We start from the raw sequence: 15,251 nt of genomic DNA, 5'->3' as shown, positions 1-15,251 counted from the left end.
TCCGCAGGGTGCTGGCGCGCTCTGGCAAGCAACCGCTAGGTGGCGGCGCCGCAGTACACGCACTCGTTGCGCTCGGACCAGTCCTTGCGGTCCAGCGTCCCCGGATCGATCGCCCGGTGCCCGAAGTGCCGGCGCACCGCCATCCGGAACGTCCACAGCGCCTCGGCGAACCGGTGGTACGCCTCGTGCCCGGCGTCGGTGCGCACGTCCTCACCGGCGCGGATCAGCCGTTGCATGTCGACGAGCCGGTGGAACGCGTCCTCGCCCGCCACCACCAGCTCCGGCGTGCCGGACATCAGCAGCCGTTCCCGTTCCTGGTACGCCCCGGACTCGCTCATCGCCCGGGTGGTCGCGGCGCGATCACCGGCGGCGGTGTTGCGCAGCATGCTGTGCGCGGTGCCCAGGGCGAGCGCGAAGTCGATGCAGGTGCGCCACCGGTCGAGGTCCCGGTCCCGGTCCCGGGTGTCCCGTTCCCGCCGCAGGTCGACCAGGAAGCTGCCGGAGAGCGCGATGATGGCGCCCGCTCCCGTGCTCAGCAACGGCATCCAGTCCATGCCGGACATCGTGCCATCCCCAGGGAAGCAGCCAAGATCGCGCCGACGCTCCACCGGACGGCGGCACCGGGATGTCATCGACCGTTGTGGACGAATTCGGGCACCGGGACTTCCCGCGCGAGCCCGCCGGGTCGGACACTGGGGCTCGGCATCGATCGATGCCTAGTGATCCGGAGGGCTCGTTGACCACTCTTGTGACCCCGCCCGCCCCGCTCACCCGCCTGCGCCGCCTGGTCGGCACGTTCGCCCTGCTCACCGCCATGGTCGCCGGGGCGCTCGTCGGCCCGTCCGTAGTGACCCCGGCGCTCACCGACGCCGCGTCCGCCGCGGTCTACAGCTCGTGCACGATGACCCGCTGCGCGGACGCCCGCACCGCCCGGTCCGGCTGGGCCGCCAAGGGCTTCCCGACCAGCCGGGGCTGGTACACCTGGAGCGGCGGCCTCTACAACTTCGCCGGCGGCCAGTTCTACAACCGGGAGGGCCAGCTCCCCGCCAACGCCACCTACCACGAGTACGACGTCTACCCCCGGGCGTACGGGGCCTCCCGGGACGCGTACCGGATCGTGGTCAACCGGAGCACCGGGGTCACCTGGTTCTCGCCGGACCACTACGCGAACTTCTACCGGCTCTGAGCCGGCAGTGGTCGGGCCGGTACCGGCCGGCCCGACCGGAGCGGGGAGGATGACCGGATGGACGCGCCCGACCTGCCACCGTGGCTGGAGCTGACCGCCGACCCCATCGCCGACCCGACCGCCGGCACGGTCGTCGTGCCGGGCGCCGACGCCCGCAGCCGCGCGGACCTGTTCGGGCTGCTCGCGCAGGTCCTCGACCTGCCCGAGTGGTTCGGGCGCAACTGGGACGCGCTGGCCGACTGCCTGCTCGACCGAGACGACGCCGGCCCGCTCGCCCTGCGCGTCGATGACGCCGAGCAACTCCTCGCCGACGAGCCGCCCGCGCAGCTCGCCACCCTGCTCCAGGTCTGCGACGACGTGTGGTCGCACGGCCGGTACCCGTTCCGGCTCGTCCTGCGCACCACCGGCGACCGGCTGCCCGCGCTGGACCACCGGGTCCGGACCGGGCTCAGTTGGGCTGGTCGAGGATCGCGCTGAACCGCTCTTCGGCCAGGTCCAGTTGGGCGAAGATGTGTCGCTTCACCGGCGCCGACAGCGGGGTGTCGGGCCGGCTGATCAGGTCGCGGAAGACGGGCACCAGCGGCCGGTACTTCGCCGCCGACCGGGCCACCTTCGGCCCGATGGTGTAGACCACGCCCACCCCGTTGTCGGTGAAGTCGGACACCTTGATCACCCGCGCCCAGGGCTCCCGGTCCAGGCTGGCCGCCACGTGCTCCCGGTACTGGGCGTTGCGGTCGCGGTCGGGGTCGTACTCCGGGTTGGTGACCGCGGCGACCAGCCGGGCGACCCGCGGGCCGAAGCGCGCGGCCAGCGTGGCCAGCGCCGCCGCCGTCGGGTCGGCGACGTCGGTGCCGGCCAGCTCGCCCGGATGGTCCTCCACCGCGTCGTGCAGCAGGCCGGCGATGATCACGTCCACGTCGCGCACCTGGTAGTGGTGCATCATCCGGATCGCCACCCGCAGCAGGTGGTTGAGGTACGGCTCGCGCACCCGCCGATCGTCGCGGTGCAACTCGGCGGCGAGGTCGAGGGCGGCGCCGAGCCGCTCCCGCGCGGCCGGGTCGAACGCCCGGATCTCCAGCCGGAACCGTTCCAGCAGGCCGGGTTCGCCGTGGATCTCGGTGATCGCGTGCATCGGCATGGTGGCGAGGTACGGCGGGAACTCCATGCACCACTTATAGCCGATCTTCACTACCGGCCCGACCCGGGCGTCGCGTACGCGACCGCTCAGGCGGTGCCGGAGAGCCGCTTGACCAACCGCACGACCGTCCCCTGCGGCGTGCCGTCGATGACCGCCTCGTCCATCAGCCGGGCCATGATCAGCCGGCCCCGGCCCCGCTCCCCGCCGTCCACGCCGTAGCCGTGCTCGATGGCGTTGGCGCAGGCCTCCCCGACTGCGATCAGCACCGCCTCGACGTCCGACGCACCCACCCCGAGCCCGGCCAGCCAGCCCCGCAGCGCCTGCCGGGTGTGAGCCGGCCACGGTGCCGGGCGGCGGTACGGCCGGCACCGGGTGCTGGTCGCCGACGGCACCCTCGAGGCGCCCCGGCACCGGTCGACCGGCTGCTCGACCTGCCCGCCCGAAAGTGGGCGGAGCTGGACCTCGACGCGCGGGGACCGGTCCGCCCGGCCGCGCCCGTAACCCACGACCAGGAAGGGAGCGGCGCATGACGTCGGTCGCCAGCCCGCTGCCGGAGCTGCGGTTCGAGCGAGGACGGTCAGGCGGGGGCCGGGCCGAGGCTGTCGCGGCGGACGAGTTCGGCGGGAAGCACCTCGACCCGGGGACGGTCGACGGCCGGTTCCAGGGCCAGGGTCATCGCGCGGGCGCCCAGTTCCACCATGGGCAGCCGGACGGTGGTCAGCGCGGGCGTGACGTCGGCGGCCACCGGCATGTCGTCGAAGCCGACGACGGAGACCTCCTCGGGGACCCGGACGCCCCGGGCGCGCAGCAGGGTCAGCGCGCCCACCGCCATCGAGTCGTTGAGCGCGGCCAGCGCGGTCAGCCCCGGCACCGCGGCCAGCAGCTCGTCGGCGGCACGGGCACCGCCGTCGCGGGTGAAGTCGGCGTACCGGACCCGCTCCGGCGGCAGTGCGGTTGCCAGCCCCTCGGCCACCCCGGCGAGGCGGTCGCTGGTGGTGGTGAGTTCCCGCGGACCGGCGATCACGCCGACCCGCTGGTGCCCCAGCCGGCGCAGCTCCGCGCCGAGCCGGCGCGCGCCGTCGGCGTTGGCCGGCATCACCGCGTCGCCGGGGTGCTCGTGCCGGCCGATCACCGCCACCCGGCCGCCGGTCGCCTCGTACGCGGCCAGCTTCTCGGTGAGCCGGGCGGTGAAGTCGGGGTCGTGGTAGCCCGAGCCGGCCAGCACGATGGCGGCGACCTGCTGGCCCCGCAGCATCTCGACGTACTCCAGCTCGCGCTCCGGGTCGCGGTAGCTGTTGCAGATGATGACCAGCCGGCCCCGGTCGGTGGCCACCCGTTGCAGGCCCCGGGTCACCTCGGCGGAGTACGGGTCGGAGACGTCGTGCACCACCACGCCGACCACGCTGCGCTGCGGCCGGGCCAGCAGCTGGGCGTGCGCGTTCGGGACGTACCGGAGGTCGGCGACGGCCCGCAGCACGCGCTCGCGCAGCTCGTCGGCGACCGGCTTGCTGCTGCCGTTGATGACCCGGGAGGCGGTGGCGGGGGAGACGCCCGCACGGCGGGCGACGTCGGCCAGCGTCGCCAATGGCCACCCCCTGCCCGCCTCGGTCCCGCGTCCCGCGGTCGGGCACAGGCTACCGTACGGGTGTCAGGAAAGCCCTTGCCTGAGCTGCGGGCCGCCGCCTACGACTGCTAGGAAGGCGCCTGCCTGAGCCGTGCACGAGCAGATCGCCCGCGCCGGCGCGCGGATCGCCGCGTTCCAGGTGGCGGACTGGGTTACCCCGCTGCCCGAGGGGGTGCTGCTCGGCCGGGCCCTGCCCGGGGAGGGCTGCGTCGAGCTGCGCCGGCTCTGGCAGGCGGTCGACGCGGCCGGCTACACCGGCCCGGTCGAGGTGGAGGTCTTCCGGGCCGACCTCTGGTCCCGCCCCGGACCCGAGATCCTCGCCGCCGCCATCACCGCCCACCGCACCCACCTCGTCTGATCCCCTCACCCCCCGTCCCCGCGCCGCGGGGTCGGCAGTCGGGATCGTGGAGGGTTGTTGTCGCAGGGACGACAACAACCCTCCACGATTGCGCCGACGCGATCGAGGGGCGGCGGGCCGCTGGTGGCGGGCCGGGTGGGTGGGGCTGGGCGAGCCGGGTCAGCGGGTGGGGAGGGCGGCGGTCACCCGGACGGCCTTGACGATGGCGGGGATCGAGCCGATCAGGAGGACCAGGCCCCAGACGATCGCGACCACCGCGAAGACCAGCGCGCCCACGTCGTCGAGGATGCTCACCACGACGACCGGCACCAGGTTGTGCAGGAACTCCAGCAGCACCGTGCAGAGCAGCGTGGTCAGCGCCAGCAGCACCAGCCCCTTGTTCTGCAGGAAGCGGGGCTGGGCGAGCAGCAGCAGCGCCACCCAGACCAGCTTGAGCAGCAGCACCAGGCCGAGCAGCAGGCTCGCCTCGCCGACCGGGAAGAAACCCCACAGCGCCAGGTACGCCAGCGTGCCGAAGGGCGCGGCCAGGAAGAGCGAGACCATGATGGACAGCTCCACGAAGGCGAGCACCAGCATCAGCAGCGACACCAGGATCAGCACGATCGAGAAGACCAGCGTCGCCACACCCTGCACCCGCCCCTGGACCCGGTCCGGCACCACCAGGCTCAGGCAGAACAGCCCCGTGGTCCAGAGCGCCACCACGTCGATCAGCGCCAGATAGCCGATGCCCCGACCGGAGGGCTCGTCGACCCGGCCCACCTCGCCGACGTCCACCCCCAGGTCCTGCGCGCTGGCCCGCAGCGAGCCGCCCGCGTCCCCGCCGCCGGTGAGCAGCGACGAGCCCAGCTCCACCCCGACCACCAGCGCCACGGCCAGCAACGCCAGCAGCAGGAACGGCTTGCGCAGCTCACCCACGACGGGCCTCCTCGCGGGTCGGGCCGAGCCACGGCAGGGGCCTTCGGTCGCCCGTCCTCGGGCCCGGCGCGGCGTTCGCTGTCGAGGCCGCCGCGATGCCGGACCGGCCGCCACGGCCCGGCGACGGCCTCAGGGTCAGGATCCGATCGTGACCGCGCACGCCACACCTCCCGCACAGCCGACGGTGACCTCGCTGGGCCGGTCGACGGCGACCTTCGCCACGGCCGTGCCGTCCTCGGCCGGCTCCACCTCGTCGTCCACGGTGAAGCCGGCGTCCCGGGGCGCCGGCGCGGTGACCCGGAACCGGCTCGGGCTGCGCAGCACCAGGGTGCGCAGTCCGTCCGGGTCGGCGACGCGCAGCACGCAGGCGCCGACCACGGTGAGGGTGTCCCCGGTACGGTCGCAGCCGGCCCGCACCGTCGCCGGATCGACCGTGGCGCTGTCGCCGACCAGCCGGCCCAGCCAGCGGACGGCGCCGTCGTCGTCCGGGCCGCCCCGGTCGCCCCGACCCGCGCCCACGGCCACGGCCACCGCGAAGAGCACCACCAGCAGGACGGCCAGCCCCACCAGCAGCAGCTTGCGTCGCCCGCTCATCGCCGGGCCGCCGCCGCCCCGCCGACCTCGGTGAACCGGATCTGATCGATCCCGGCGAAGTACCGGTCGAAGGCCTGCGTCTTGCTCACCGCCACCAGGGTCACCTGGTGCGGCCCCTTGCCGAGCCGCAGCGTGCCGACGTCCTCGAAGTCGGTGCGGACCACCTTCGGCGTGAAACCGAGGAAGGTCCCGCCGACCTGGACGCCGTCGATCTGGAAGATGGTGTTGGCGTAGTCGAACGAGGTGGTGCGGGCGGCGGAGAACCGCCAGACCGCGTCCTTCGGCAGGTCAACGGTCATCGTGACCTGGTCGCCGACCGCCAGGCCCTGGAAGAACAGCTGCCGGTCCTGCGACCAGGTGACCCCGCAGCAGTTCGGCTGGACCACCACCTTTGCCGCGGCGCCGGTCGGCGACTCCACCTTCGCCTGCGCCACCAGGCTCTCCGCCTCCAGCGTGACCACCTGCGGCTCACCCGGGGCGGGCGCATCCTCCGGTCGGGTCACCAGCCAGCCCACCACCGCCCCGACCAGCACCACCAGCGCCACGGCCGCGGCGATCCACGGCCAGGGGGCGCGGCGGGGCGGGGCGACGGCGCGGACCTCGTACGTCACCCGGCCGCTGGAGCGGGAACTCTCCTCCGGCGCGGTGTTCGCCGAGTAGGCGAAGCCGGTCATGTCGTAGCGGCGGGGCGCGGTGCCGGGCGGCACGGCGAGGCGGACCAGGAAGGAGACCGACCCCTGGCCGGGTACCACCCGCTGCGGCTCGGCGACGGTGAACCAGGACCGCTGGGTGCCCTCCCCGGGGGCGACGTCGAAGACCACCGTGTCCGGGGCCGCGCCGGGGTTCGAGACGGTGAAGGTGAGTTCGCCGTGGTTGCCGGTGTCGAGGGTGAACTGCTCGGCGGCGGCGACGACGGCCCATTCGGTGGTCATGACGGCTCCTCTGCGGACGGTCCCGGAGGTGGAAGGGTGCGTGGGGGCGGGACGGAGGCCCGGCCGACCGCCGGCCCGGTGGGCAGCGGCGACGGGTCGACGGGCGGTTCGGGGTCGGCCGGCGGGTCGACGGGGTCGGTGTCGCCGAGCAGGACGACCTCGGCGGTCACCGCGGCCGGCTTCTCCGCCGCCACGATCCGGCTGATCAGGGCGAGCGAGCCGGCGGCGGCCGGCGGCACCCGGACCACCAGGTGGAAGGGCCGGTCGACCGGTTCGTCCAGGACGAACCCGATCACCCCGGTGGCCAGCTCCAGGGCGCTCCGCATCCCGTACGGGGTGCCCCGCCAGCGAGCCAGGTGCGCGCCGTGCGCCACCAGGTCCCGCAGCCGCCCCACCGGCAGCGCCGGCGGCGCGTCCGGGCGGGGCGAGGCGAGCACGTGGTCCATCGCCACCCACCGGGTCAGGTACCCGACGAACCCGTCCGGCGCCCGGTACGGGGCGAACAGCGCGTCGACGTCGGCGAGCACCGCCTCGTCCGGGGCGTGCAGCGCCTCCATCACCTCCAGCAGCGCGAACAGCACGCTGCCGGGGACGCTGGCCCGCTGGTACGCGGCGGGCAGCAGCCGCTCAATCGCCGCTCGGCGCATCCTGCCGCACCACCTCGATGTCGTGCTCGCCGGAGCAGAGCAGCCAGGTGTCGGGGACGGTCACCACGTCGGCGGTGGCCTGGTTGGCGCTGGGCGACCAGTCCACGGCGTCGCCGCTGCGGTACACCCCGCGCTCGCCGCCGGCCAGGATCAGCCGGTCGGTGCCGCCGGTGGCGGCGATCGCGTCGACCGGTACGAACCGGGATCGGTCCCGCAGCGGCAGCCCGCAGTTGACCATCACCGGCTGCCACTGCGGCTGCGCGGCGAGGGTGTCCAGTCGCACCACCCCGCCGCTCTGGGTGGCCGCCAGCGCGAGGGTGCCGGCGAAGGCCAGGTCCCGGCAGGTGCCGCCGATCCAGCCGGCCTGCACCGACTGCCACTTCACGTCCGACTCGAACAGCCGGGTGCGGTGGCAGCCCTGCCCGGGCTTCTTCGGGTCCGGCTCGCCCGCGCCCGACCAGAGCAGGGTGGCCGGGCCGTCGTACTGCACGGCGAGGACCCGGTTGTCCACGTTGGCCAGGCCGACGTGGGTGAAGCTGCCCGGGCGGCCGGCGGCGGTGGAGAGGTAGACGCCGAACCCGGCCTGCGCGGCGACCGCCACCCCGGGCGCGCCCCGCTCCGAGACGAAGGCGCGCACGGCGTAGAAGCCACGGTCGGCGTCGGCCGGGTCGACCAGGATCTGCAACGGCACCGAGCCGGGCAGCAGGGAAACCTCGTACAGGCCGGTGTCGGTGGCCAGCAGCAGCGCGCCCGCGCCGTCCCGGTCGATCCAGGCCACGTCGGAGATGCGGGAGTCCAGGTCGGTCAGGAGTGACCAGTTCTCGCCGAGGTCGGTGCTCAGGTGCACCCGGGAGCCACCGGCGGCCCGGACGGTCACCGCCGCCACCGAGCCGGGGCGGGCGGTCACGCCGGGGCGTACCGGGGCGGGGGCGGGGGACACCCGCACCACCGTCTCGCCCTCGAACCGGCCGGCCGGCTCCCAGCCCGCACCGGCGTTGGTGGAGCGGAACAGCACCTCGCCGCGGCCCGCGTACCAGGTGCGGGCCTGGTACTGGTCGACGGCGAGGGTGCGTACCTCGGCGTCGGGGGCCTCGTCGACCACGAACCGGACCGACTCCACGTAGCGGACGCCCGGCTCGGCGTGCTCCAGCATCCGGTACACGTTGGAGGCCCGCAGCGGCTCGCCGAACGCCCAGCCGGCCGGGTTCAGCGTGGTGGGCAGCGGGCTCAGCGTCTGGTGCAGCCGGTCGTGGATGCGCCGCCGCACCGCCTCGGCGTCCTCCTCCCGGCGCACCACCACCCGGGCCCGGATGGAGACCGCCTTGTAGCGGGCCCAACCGGCCCGGCAGCTCGTGCCGAGGGCGCGGCGCTGGTCCAGGTCCGCCTCGACCCGGCGGCGCGCCTCCTCCACCTCGTGCTCGCGCAGCACCGACACCGGCAGCCGGCCGCCGGGCCGGGCCTCGTCCGGCACGTACGGCACCAGCACCACCTCGACCTCGCCCGGCCGGGCGAAGCTGTAGACCGCGGCCCGGGTGAAGGCCCGCGCCCGAGCCACCGCCCCGGAGCCGGCGGCGAGGATCTCGAAGTCCCGGGCGGTCACCGCCCGCTGCTGGGCGAAGAACTCGTACGGCCCGCGGACCAGCGCCGAGTCCAGCGTCTCCATGTCCCGCCCGCCGCTGGCCGGCTCCGGGTTGTCCGCCCGTACCCCGGGCAGCGGGTCGCGCAGGCTGGTCAGCGTGCCGGCGGCGACGTTGCCGGTGCGCCCGCCGCCGGCCCGGTACCAGAGCCGGATCCCCGCCCCGGCCGGCGGCACCGCGGCCACCGTCACCAGTCCGGAGCCGGCCGCGCCGGTCGCCGCCGCCCCGGCCGGCCCGTCGCCGGACGGGCGCAGGTCCAGGGCGGGGGCGAAGGTGACCACCCCGGAGCAGCGGTCCACCAGGTACACCTTGGCCTGCGGGCCGACCCCGGCGAAGCTGTCCACCGGCCGCCAGATCTCGTACGTCCGTCCCTCGTGCTCCCGGGCGGCCGCGCCCAGCTCCACCGAGCCCGGCGGCACCTCCACCCCCAGCAGCAGGTCCAGCGGTTCCGCCGTCCGGGCCAGCGGCGCCCGGGCGGCGCGCAGCGCCTGCCCCGGCTGCCCGGTGCCGGTGCCGAGCAGTTCCGCCTCGACCGGCTCGCAGTGGTGCATCCGCACGGTCACCTCGGCCTGCCCGGCGGGCAGCGTCGCCGGCTCGGTGGTGACGAAGACGACTGGTCTCGGGTCGGCGCCGCGCGCCGCGGCGACCCGGGCGCCGGCGGGGATGCGCACCGCGCCGTGCTCGCCGCCGGTACGGGTGAACCGCACGTCCGCCCAGGCCGCCGACGGGGCGTGCCGGGCCACCCCGAGCAGGTTGAGGAACTGCACGTACGCCTTCTCCGGCAGCTGGTTCAGCCGGTAGATCATCACCTCGGTGAGGTGCGCGAACGCCTCCACCAGGGCGATTCCCGGGTCGTGCGCGGACAGGTCCGTCCAGGCCGGGCAGGACTGCCGGATCCGCTCCCGGGCCTCGGCGACGAGGTCGAGGAAGGCGCGGTCGTCGAGGTGCGGCACGGGTAGCGTCATGACCGGTCCCCCTCGGCGTGGTCGCGAACCGGCCCGTCGGTCTCCTCGTCGTCGGGGAGCAGGTCGACGGAGAAGACCAGCTGGCCGGGGGAGAGGCTGGCCCGGACCCGGTAGTCGAGCCGGATCACCAGCCGCCACGGATCGTCCGGGTCCGGTCCGGCGTCGACGTCGATCACCTCGACGCGCGGCTCCCAGCGCCGGATCGCCTGCCGGACGTAGTGGATGGCCAGGCCGGCGGTGGTGTCGTCGTTGGGCGCGAAGACCAGCCGGTGCAGGCGGGAGCCGTACCCGGGGCGCATCAGCCGCTCGCCCGGGGTGGTGGAGAGCAGCAGGTACAGCGCCTGGCGTACCGTCTCGTCGCCCTCGGTCATCGCGAGCCCGCCGGCCGCGGTCAACGCCAGACCGCCGGTGCGGCCGGCGTCGAAGCCGGCGCCCACGAAGCGGAAGGCCCTCATCGGTCCGCCTCCACCAGGTGCTGCCGCGGGTCGCGGACGGTGTGGTGGACCAGGCCCGGCGGGGTGCCGTCGGTGAGCCCGTCCAGGTGCGACAGGACGATCCGATGCCCGTCGACGCGCAGCCAGTCGCTGTAGCCGACCCGCACCGGCAGCGTCTTCGTGCACGGCTTCACCGTCGGCCCGTAGTTCGGGCAGGCCACGATGTCCCGCCCCTGTGGGTCGTCGTCGACCAGCACCGGTACGCCGGTGACGCTCACCCAGCGCTGCGACGCCCGGTTGGTCACCCGGCCGTCGTGGTCGCAGGTGATCACGGATTGCAGGTGGATCCAGCGCATCAGCCGCCTCCTGAGCTCTGCCGGGCGAGCGCGGCGGCCCGCTCCCGCGCGGTCGGACCGTCCTCGGTCGTGTCGGCGTGCAGGAAGTCGACGCTGCGGGCGCGTACCACCATCGCCCGGCCCGGCGCGGAGAGCACCAGGTCGGTGGCGGCGTGCAGGGTGGTCAGCTCCGGCGTCAGCTCCAGGAAGCTGCCGGCGTCGGTGGCGAGCTTCAGGCTGCGCGCCGCGTCGTCCACCACGATCGTCTGGCCGCTGCCGGTCCGCACCGACCACCGGCCGGACCGCCCGTCGGCGATGCCCGCGTCGTACGGCTCGACGGCGCCGAAGAGCGACCCGAGGACGATCCCGGCGGCCGGCTCGCCCCCGGGCAGCGCCACCAGCACGGTGTCCTCCGGGTCGGGCAGCGCCACGATTCCCTTGCCGGCCCCGGCGCCGGGGCAGAGCACGGCCAGCCAGCCGGCGTCCAGGTCCCCGTAGGCGGGGAGGGTGAGCCGGACCCGGCCGAGCCGGTCCGGGTCGTCGACGTCGGTGACCGTGCCGAGGGTGACCACCGCGCCGGCGACCGGGGCGGGTGCCGGGGCGGGCGGCGGGGCGGTGCTGAACCGGGTCAGGTGGCCGTTGGCGTCGATGGTGTGCACCACCTCGGTCAGCACGTACACCCCGGCGACCGGGTCGGCGACCCCGGCCAGCTCGACGCGGCGGCCGGGCCGCAGCGCCGGGTCGCCCTCGGCGACTCCCTCGGCGGTGACCAGCGCGGCCACCCGGGCGTCCAGGCCGGCCTGGGCGATGGCGGCCAGCTCGTCGTCGCTGCGGCCGGGCTGGTCCACCGCGGTGCGTACCCCGTCCGCGCCGACGGCGGCCGGGTCCGGGTCGAGCGGGATGCGCCGGCCGGTGCGCGCCGCGTCGGCCCGCTGGCTGATCGGCTCGGCGCGCTGCGGATGCCAGCCCAGCGCCGCGCTCTGCCCGGCGGCCCGGTCCAGGTTGGCCGCGATCCGCAGCGAGTGCAGGGTGTGGCCGAGGGTCAGGGTGACCGGTTCGCTGTGCCCGTCCAGGGTGACCAGCCGCAGCCGGTCCTCGTCGTCGGCGAGGTGCAGCCCGGCCCGGCCGGCCACCTCCAGCAGCAGGTCGAGGTCGCTGTGCCGGTGCTGGAGCACCCGCTCCAGGCGCGGGCCGTCCTCCTCGGCGTCGACGTCGAGGCCGACCTCCGCGCAGAGGTCCCGGGCCAGGTCGGCGGCGGTCAACGACTCGAACACCCGCAACTGCTGCCGCTTGCGCAGCCGGTGCAGCGGCTGGTAGCCACGCAGCCGGACCAGGGCGACGCCGTCGGCGGCATACTCCACCTCGACGCAGGTCACCTCCCCGGTGAACAGGCGCGCGTCGTCCAGCCGGACGTCGAGGGTCGCGCCGGTCGGCACCGCCGGGGCGGGGCCGAGGTCCAGCGCGGTGGGGCCGGGGCCGGCGGCGTAGCCGATCTCGCACTGGGTCGGCTGGTCCAGCCGCCCAGCGATCCGCACCGACCGGAGCCGGCGCCCGTCCAGCGGTACCCCGTCGAGCAGCACGGTCGGCCAGGCGGTCACGGGGCACCTCCCGGAGGGGGCGGGGTGGTCGCGGCGGCGGTCAGCGGGGGCACCGCGAGGGCGGTGCCGGCCGGCACGGTCAGCGGATCGGTGATCCGGTTGTGCTCGGCGAGCAGCCGCCACCGCAGCGGCGAGCCGAGCGCGTCGTGGGCGAGCAGGTCGAAGCGGACCCCGGAGTACCCGGGCACGGCGGAGCCGTCCCCGGCGGCCACCACCGCCGAACCGGGCGCGGCCACCGGAGTGGTGGCGGCGGCCAGCTCCTCGTCGAAGCCCTCCTGGGCCTCGTCGGCGGACTCGGCCACCCGCACCAGCTTCAGCCGCAGCCAGGACCGGCGGGGCGAGCCGGTGAGGGTGAACGCGTCGAACCGTTCGGCGATCGCGACGATCACGCCGGGCACGTTCCAGGTCTTGCCCCAGACCAGCCGGACCAGCGGCGGTCGCAGCCAGCCGTGCGCGGTGGCGGAGTTCTCCGCCAACATCCACAGTGGACGGGTCAGGGCCCGCACGTCCTCCGGGCGGGTCGGCGCGTCCACCAGGTCCGTGTCGAAGAGCAGATCGAGCACCAGCTCGGTGCGGCCGCCGCCGGTGAAGACCAGCGGGTCGTCGGCGAGCCCGGCGCCGGTGAGCTGCCCGTCGCCGGCGCCGCGCGGGCGTACCCCGGCCAGCCGGGTCACCTGCACGGTCTCCGGGTTCAGCAGGCAGTCCACCCGGACGCCGGAGGAGTCCACCAGGAAGGCCACCCGTTCCATCAGGCCCCCCGCTGCTCGTGGTCGAGGCGGCGCAGCCGCTCGCCGTCACCGTCGCCGGTGGCCGGCCGCCACGCCGGGTCGTCGGGCAGTGCCGGCCACGGATCCCCGGCCCACCGCCCCGCCGGCCCCGTCGTGGTCGCTCCCGTCGGGGGTACGCCCCCGGTGCCGCCCGCCGGCCCGTCCGGCAGGACCGGCCACGGGTCGGGTGCCGGGGCGGCGTCGGGCCACTCCTTGCCGGGCTGTGCCGGCAGCCACCGGTCGGCGGACCAGGATCCGCTGTCGAAGTCGGTGCGTGCCGGTGCGGTGGCGCGCTCGGCCGTCCGGGTGGGCTCATCCGGTCCGGCCCCGCGCGCCCGGCCCGCCCAGAGACCGGCCGGCGGTGCGGTGCCGGCTTGCGCTCCCGTCGGAGCGGACCAGGGGGCGGGGAACCGGAACGCACCGACGTCGTCTCCGCCGGTCGTGAATTGCCGGTGCGCCGGGTCCGTGGCGGCGCGCGCTCGGCCATCGGCTGTCGTCCCCTCGACGGATGCGGCCGGATCCTGGCCGGTGGGTGGTCCGGACTGGTCGACCCGGCCGACGCGGGGCTCGTCGGGACCGGCGGGCGGCACGTCCGGGTGCCAGCGGGTGCCGCCGTCGCCCTGCCCGGTCTGCGACAGGTCGCTCCTGAATCCGGCGGCGGGGCCGGGTACCGCCGGCCGGATCCGCCAGGTTGCCGGCCCCGGCTGAGCGCCGGCACCAGACCCCGGCGACCGGTCGACGTCGTCGACCGACTGCCCGACCCGTCGCGCGGGCGGTGGGTACCGGTGGTGCCCTGGCCCGCCCGGCGAGGAATGCGCGGGCGGCGGTCCCGGCCGGGAGTCCGGCGTCGGGGCTCCCGGCCGGCCGCTCGGATCGGGGACGCCGCGCAACCTGCCGGCGGCTGGAGAACCGGGCCCGGCTGGGCGGTTGACGCCGTCGGGCCGGTTGCCCGCAGTCACGGATCCCGGACGGGGATCCGCGCCGGAGTCGCCGGCCCACGAACCCACGCCCCTGCCGGGGTCGCCGGGCCGGGAGCCCACGCCTGTGCCGAGGTCACCGGGCGACGAGCCCACAGTTCCGTCGGGCTCGCCGGGCCACGCGCCCCCATCCGGGTCGCCCCGCGACGCGCCCACGGTGTCGGCGTCACTGGGCCACGAGCCCGGAACCCCGTCCGGGTTGCGGGGCCACGAGCCCGCGGCCATTCCCCGCCGGACCGAGCCGGTCGGGGGCAGCGCCGGCGTACCGGAGCGGGCGGGCGGCCGGTTGCCAGCCACCCCGTCGGCGGGCCCGCCCAGCAGGCCGCGCGCAACCGTCGACGGCCCGGCGTCCGGAAGGGCGTCCGGGTCGACGTCCAGGCCGCGCAGCAGGCCGGGGGCGTGCGCGGCGACCAGGCGCAGCCAGTGCTCGGGGGGCTGGCCCGGCCGGCGCGGCACGTCCCGCGTCGCTTCGGCCGGCGGCACCTCCGGCCTCGCTCCGGGCAGCGGCAGGCCCGGCGTCGCGTGGGCCGGCGGCCCGGCCTCGGCCGGCGGCAGGCCCGGCGTCGTCCCGGCCGGCGAGCCACCGGCGGTCGGGGCGGGATCGTCCGACCACCGCTCGGCGGCGTCGGCGGCGTCCCGCAGCCGCCGAGCCAGCCAGCTACGCGGTCCTGGGCGCGGCGGCGGCACTGCCCGACTCCAGCTCCAGGCCCTCGTACGCCAGGGTGAGCGCCTCGATGGCGATCTCCTGGGAGAGGGTGTGCAGGTGCGCGCCCCGCCACCGCATGGGCCACGCGTTGATCATGTTCCAGCGCAGCGCTTCGCTGGTGCCGGCGGCGTCGAGCAGCACCACCGAGACGTTGCGGCGGTTCACCGTCCCCCGGGCCGCGGCCTGCACCCAGTCCCACAGCTCGCGGGAGGAGGTGAGGCCGAAGTGCAGGGTCACCGGGGCGTAGTCGACCTGGCCGGGCACGGCCCGGATCCGGTCGTTGCCGGCCTCCCGGTACGCTCGCCGGGCGATCGTCACCTCCAGGCCGCTGACCTCGGTGAAGTGCCCGTTGGTGATGCCGTTGATGAGCAGCTTGAAGTTGTAGGCCCGGTACGGGTCGACCGGTGCGCCCGGTTGCGGGGTGGCGGGGGTGGTCAT

General features: G+C 75.8%; 18 protein-coding genes. 3 read left to right on the top strand and 15 right to left on the bottom strand.

Annotated elements, in window-relative coordinates; all coding sequences use genetic code 11:
* Positions 1–35: 35 nt before the first annotated feature.
* Complete coding sequence (locus ACTMTB_RS15395) at positions 36–554, bottom strand: hypothetical protein (protein WP_441146138.1); 519 nt, start codon at positions 552–554, stop codon at positions 36–38.
* A gap of 194 nt (positions 555–748) precedes the next feature.
* On the opposite strand from ACTMTB_RS15395, the gene ACTMTB_RS15390 reads away from it, so the two are divergent.
* Both ACTMTB_RS15390 and ACTMTB_RS15385 read left to right on the top strand, forming a co-directional pair.
* Positions 749–1,186 (top strand): ribonuclease domain-containing protein, encoded by a 438-nt coding sequence (locus ACTMTB_RS15390; protein ID WP_441146803.1) that lies wholly within the window; start codon positions 749–751, stop codon positions 1,184–1,186.
* 57 nt (positions 1,187–1,243) lie between these two features.
* Positions 1,244–1,663, top strand: a complete 420-nt coding sequence (locus tag ACTMTB_RS15385; RefSeq protein ID WP_441146137.1) for a barstar family protein — start codon at positions 1,244–1,246, stop codon at positions 1,661–1,663.
* Here ACTMTB_RS15385 and ACTMTB_RS15380 read toward each other — a convergent pair.
* From ACTMTB_RS15380 to ACTMTB_RS15370, 3 genes are all read right to left on the bottom strand, one after another.
* A complete protein-coding gene (locus ACTMTB_RS15380; RefSeq protein ID WP_441146135.1) occupies positions 1,635–2,351 on the bottom strand; it encodes an HD domain-containing protein in 717 nt (238 codons plus the stop codon). The genes ACTMTB_RS15385 and ACTMTB_RS15380 overlap by 29 nt on opposite strands.
* A gap of 59 nt (positions 2,352–2,410) precedes the next feature.
* Complete coding sequence (locus ACTMTB_RS15375; RefSeq protein WP_441146133.1) at positions 2,411–2,830, bottom strand: ATP-binding protein; 420 nt, start codon at positions 2,828–2,830, stop codon at positions 2,411–2,413.
* 71 nt (positions 2,831–2,901) lie between these two features.
* Positions 2,902–3,909 carry a LacI family DNA-binding transcriptional regulator gene (locus ACTMTB_RS15370; protein WP_441146132.1) on the bottom strand — a complete coding sequence of 336 codons (1,008 nt, stop codon included), beginning with the start codon at positions 3,907–3,909 and terminating at the stop codon, positions 2,902–2,904.
* 130 nt (positions 3,910–4,039) lie between these two features.
* Here ACTMTB_RS15370 and ACTMTB_RS15365 point away from each other — a divergent pair, with 130 nt between their 5' ends.
* Entirely contained in the window at positions 4,040–4,306 is a 267-nt protein-coding gene (locus ACTMTB_RS15365) for a TIM barrel protein (RefSeq protein WP_441146130.1), read from the top strand.
* 159 nt (positions 4,307–4,465) lie between these two features.
* On the opposite strand, the gene ACTMTB_RS15360 is transcribed toward ACTMTB_RS15365, so the two are convergent.
* The 11 genes from ACTMTB_RS15360 to ACTMTB_RS15310 form a co-directional block, all read right to left on the bottom strand.
* Complete coding sequence (locus ACTMTB_RS15360) at positions 4,466–5,221, bottom strand: hypothetical protein (protein WP_441146128.1); 756 nt, start codon at positions 5,219–5,221, stop codon at positions 4,466–4,468.
* 135 nt (positions 5,222–5,356) lie between these two features.
* Positions 5,357–5,815 (bottom strand): hypothetical protein, encoded by a 459-nt coding sequence (locus ACTMTB_RS15355; protein WP_441146126.1) that lies wholly within the window; start codon positions 5,813–5,815, stop codon positions 5,357–5,359.
* Positions 5,812–6,747, bottom strand: coding sequence for a hypothetical protein (locus tag ACTMTB_RS15350; protein WP_441146124.1), 936 nt, complete (start codon positions 6,745–6,747; stop codon positions 5,812–5,814). Before ACTMTB_RS15350 ends, ACTMTB_RS15355 begins: the two co-directional genes overlap by 4 nt.
* Positions 6,744–7,394: a phage tail protein gene (locus ACTMTB_RS15345; protein ID WP_441146123.1), complete on the bottom strand. Its 651-nt coding sequence runs from the start codon at positions 7,392–7,394 to the stop codon at positions 6,744–6,746. Before ACTMTB_RS15345 ends, ACTMTB_RS15350 begins: the two co-directional genes overlap by 4 nt.
* Positions 7,375–9,996, bottom strand: a complete 2,622-nt coding sequence (locus ACTMTB_RS15340; protein WP_441146122.1) for a putative baseplate assembly protein — start codon at positions 9,994–9,996, stop codon at positions 7,375–7,377. Before ACTMTB_RS15340 ends, ACTMTB_RS15345 begins: the two co-directional genes overlap by 20 nt.
* Positions 9,993–10,451 (bottom strand): GPW/gp25 family protein, encoded by a 459-nt coding sequence (locus tag ACTMTB_RS15335; RefSeq protein ID WP_357610724.1) that lies wholly within the window; start codon positions 10,449–10,451, stop codon positions 9,993–9,995. Before ACTMTB_RS15335 ends, ACTMTB_RS15340 begins: the two co-directional genes overlap by 4 nt.
* Positions 10,448–10,786, bottom strand: coding sequence for a hypothetical protein (locus ACTMTB_RS15330; protein WP_441146121.1), 339 nt, complete (start codon positions 10,784–10,786; stop codon positions 10,448–10,450). The genes ACTMTB_RS15335 and ACTMTB_RS15330 overlap by 4 nt, the downstream gene beginning before the upstream one ends.
* The gene (locus tag ACTMTB_RS15325; RefSeq protein ID WP_441146119.1) at positions 10,786–12,363 is read right to left on the bottom strand and encodes a phage baseplate assembly protein V; all 1,578 of its coding nucleotides are present in this window, start codon (positions 12,361–12,363) and stop codon (positions 10,786–10,788) included. Before ACTMTB_RS15325 ends, ACTMTB_RS15330 begins: the two co-directional genes overlap by 1 nt.
* Positions 12,360–13,112, bottom strand: coding sequence for a CIS tube protein (locus ACTMTB_RS15320; protein WP_441146118.1), 753 nt, complete (start codon positions 13,110–13,112; stop codon positions 12,360–12,362). Before ACTMTB_RS15320 ends, ACTMTB_RS15325 begins: the two co-directional genes overlap by 4 nt.
* Entirely contained in the window at positions 13,112–14,794 is a 1,683-nt protein-coding gene (locus ACTMTB_RS15315) for a hypothetical protein (protein ID WP_441146117.1), read from the bottom strand. Before ACTMTB_RS15315 ends, ACTMTB_RS15320 begins: the two co-directional genes overlap by 1 nt.
* Entirely contained in the window at positions 14,766–15,251 is a 486-nt protein-coding gene (locus ACTMTB_RS15310) for a phage tail protein (RefSeq protein WP_088961616.1), read from the bottom strand. The genes ACTMTB_RS15315 and ACTMTB_RS15310 overlap by 29 nt, the downstream gene beginning before the upstream one ends.

The organism is Micromonospora sp. L32, assembly GCF_052068055.1.
Taxonomy (GTDB): Bacteria; Actinomycetota; Actinomycetes; order Mycobacteriales; family Micromonosporaceae; genus Micromonospora; species Micromonospora purpureochromogenes.
The sequence above is the reverse complement of the archived record's forward strand: the minus strand, read 5'-3'. Positions and strand labels throughout refer to the sequence as shown.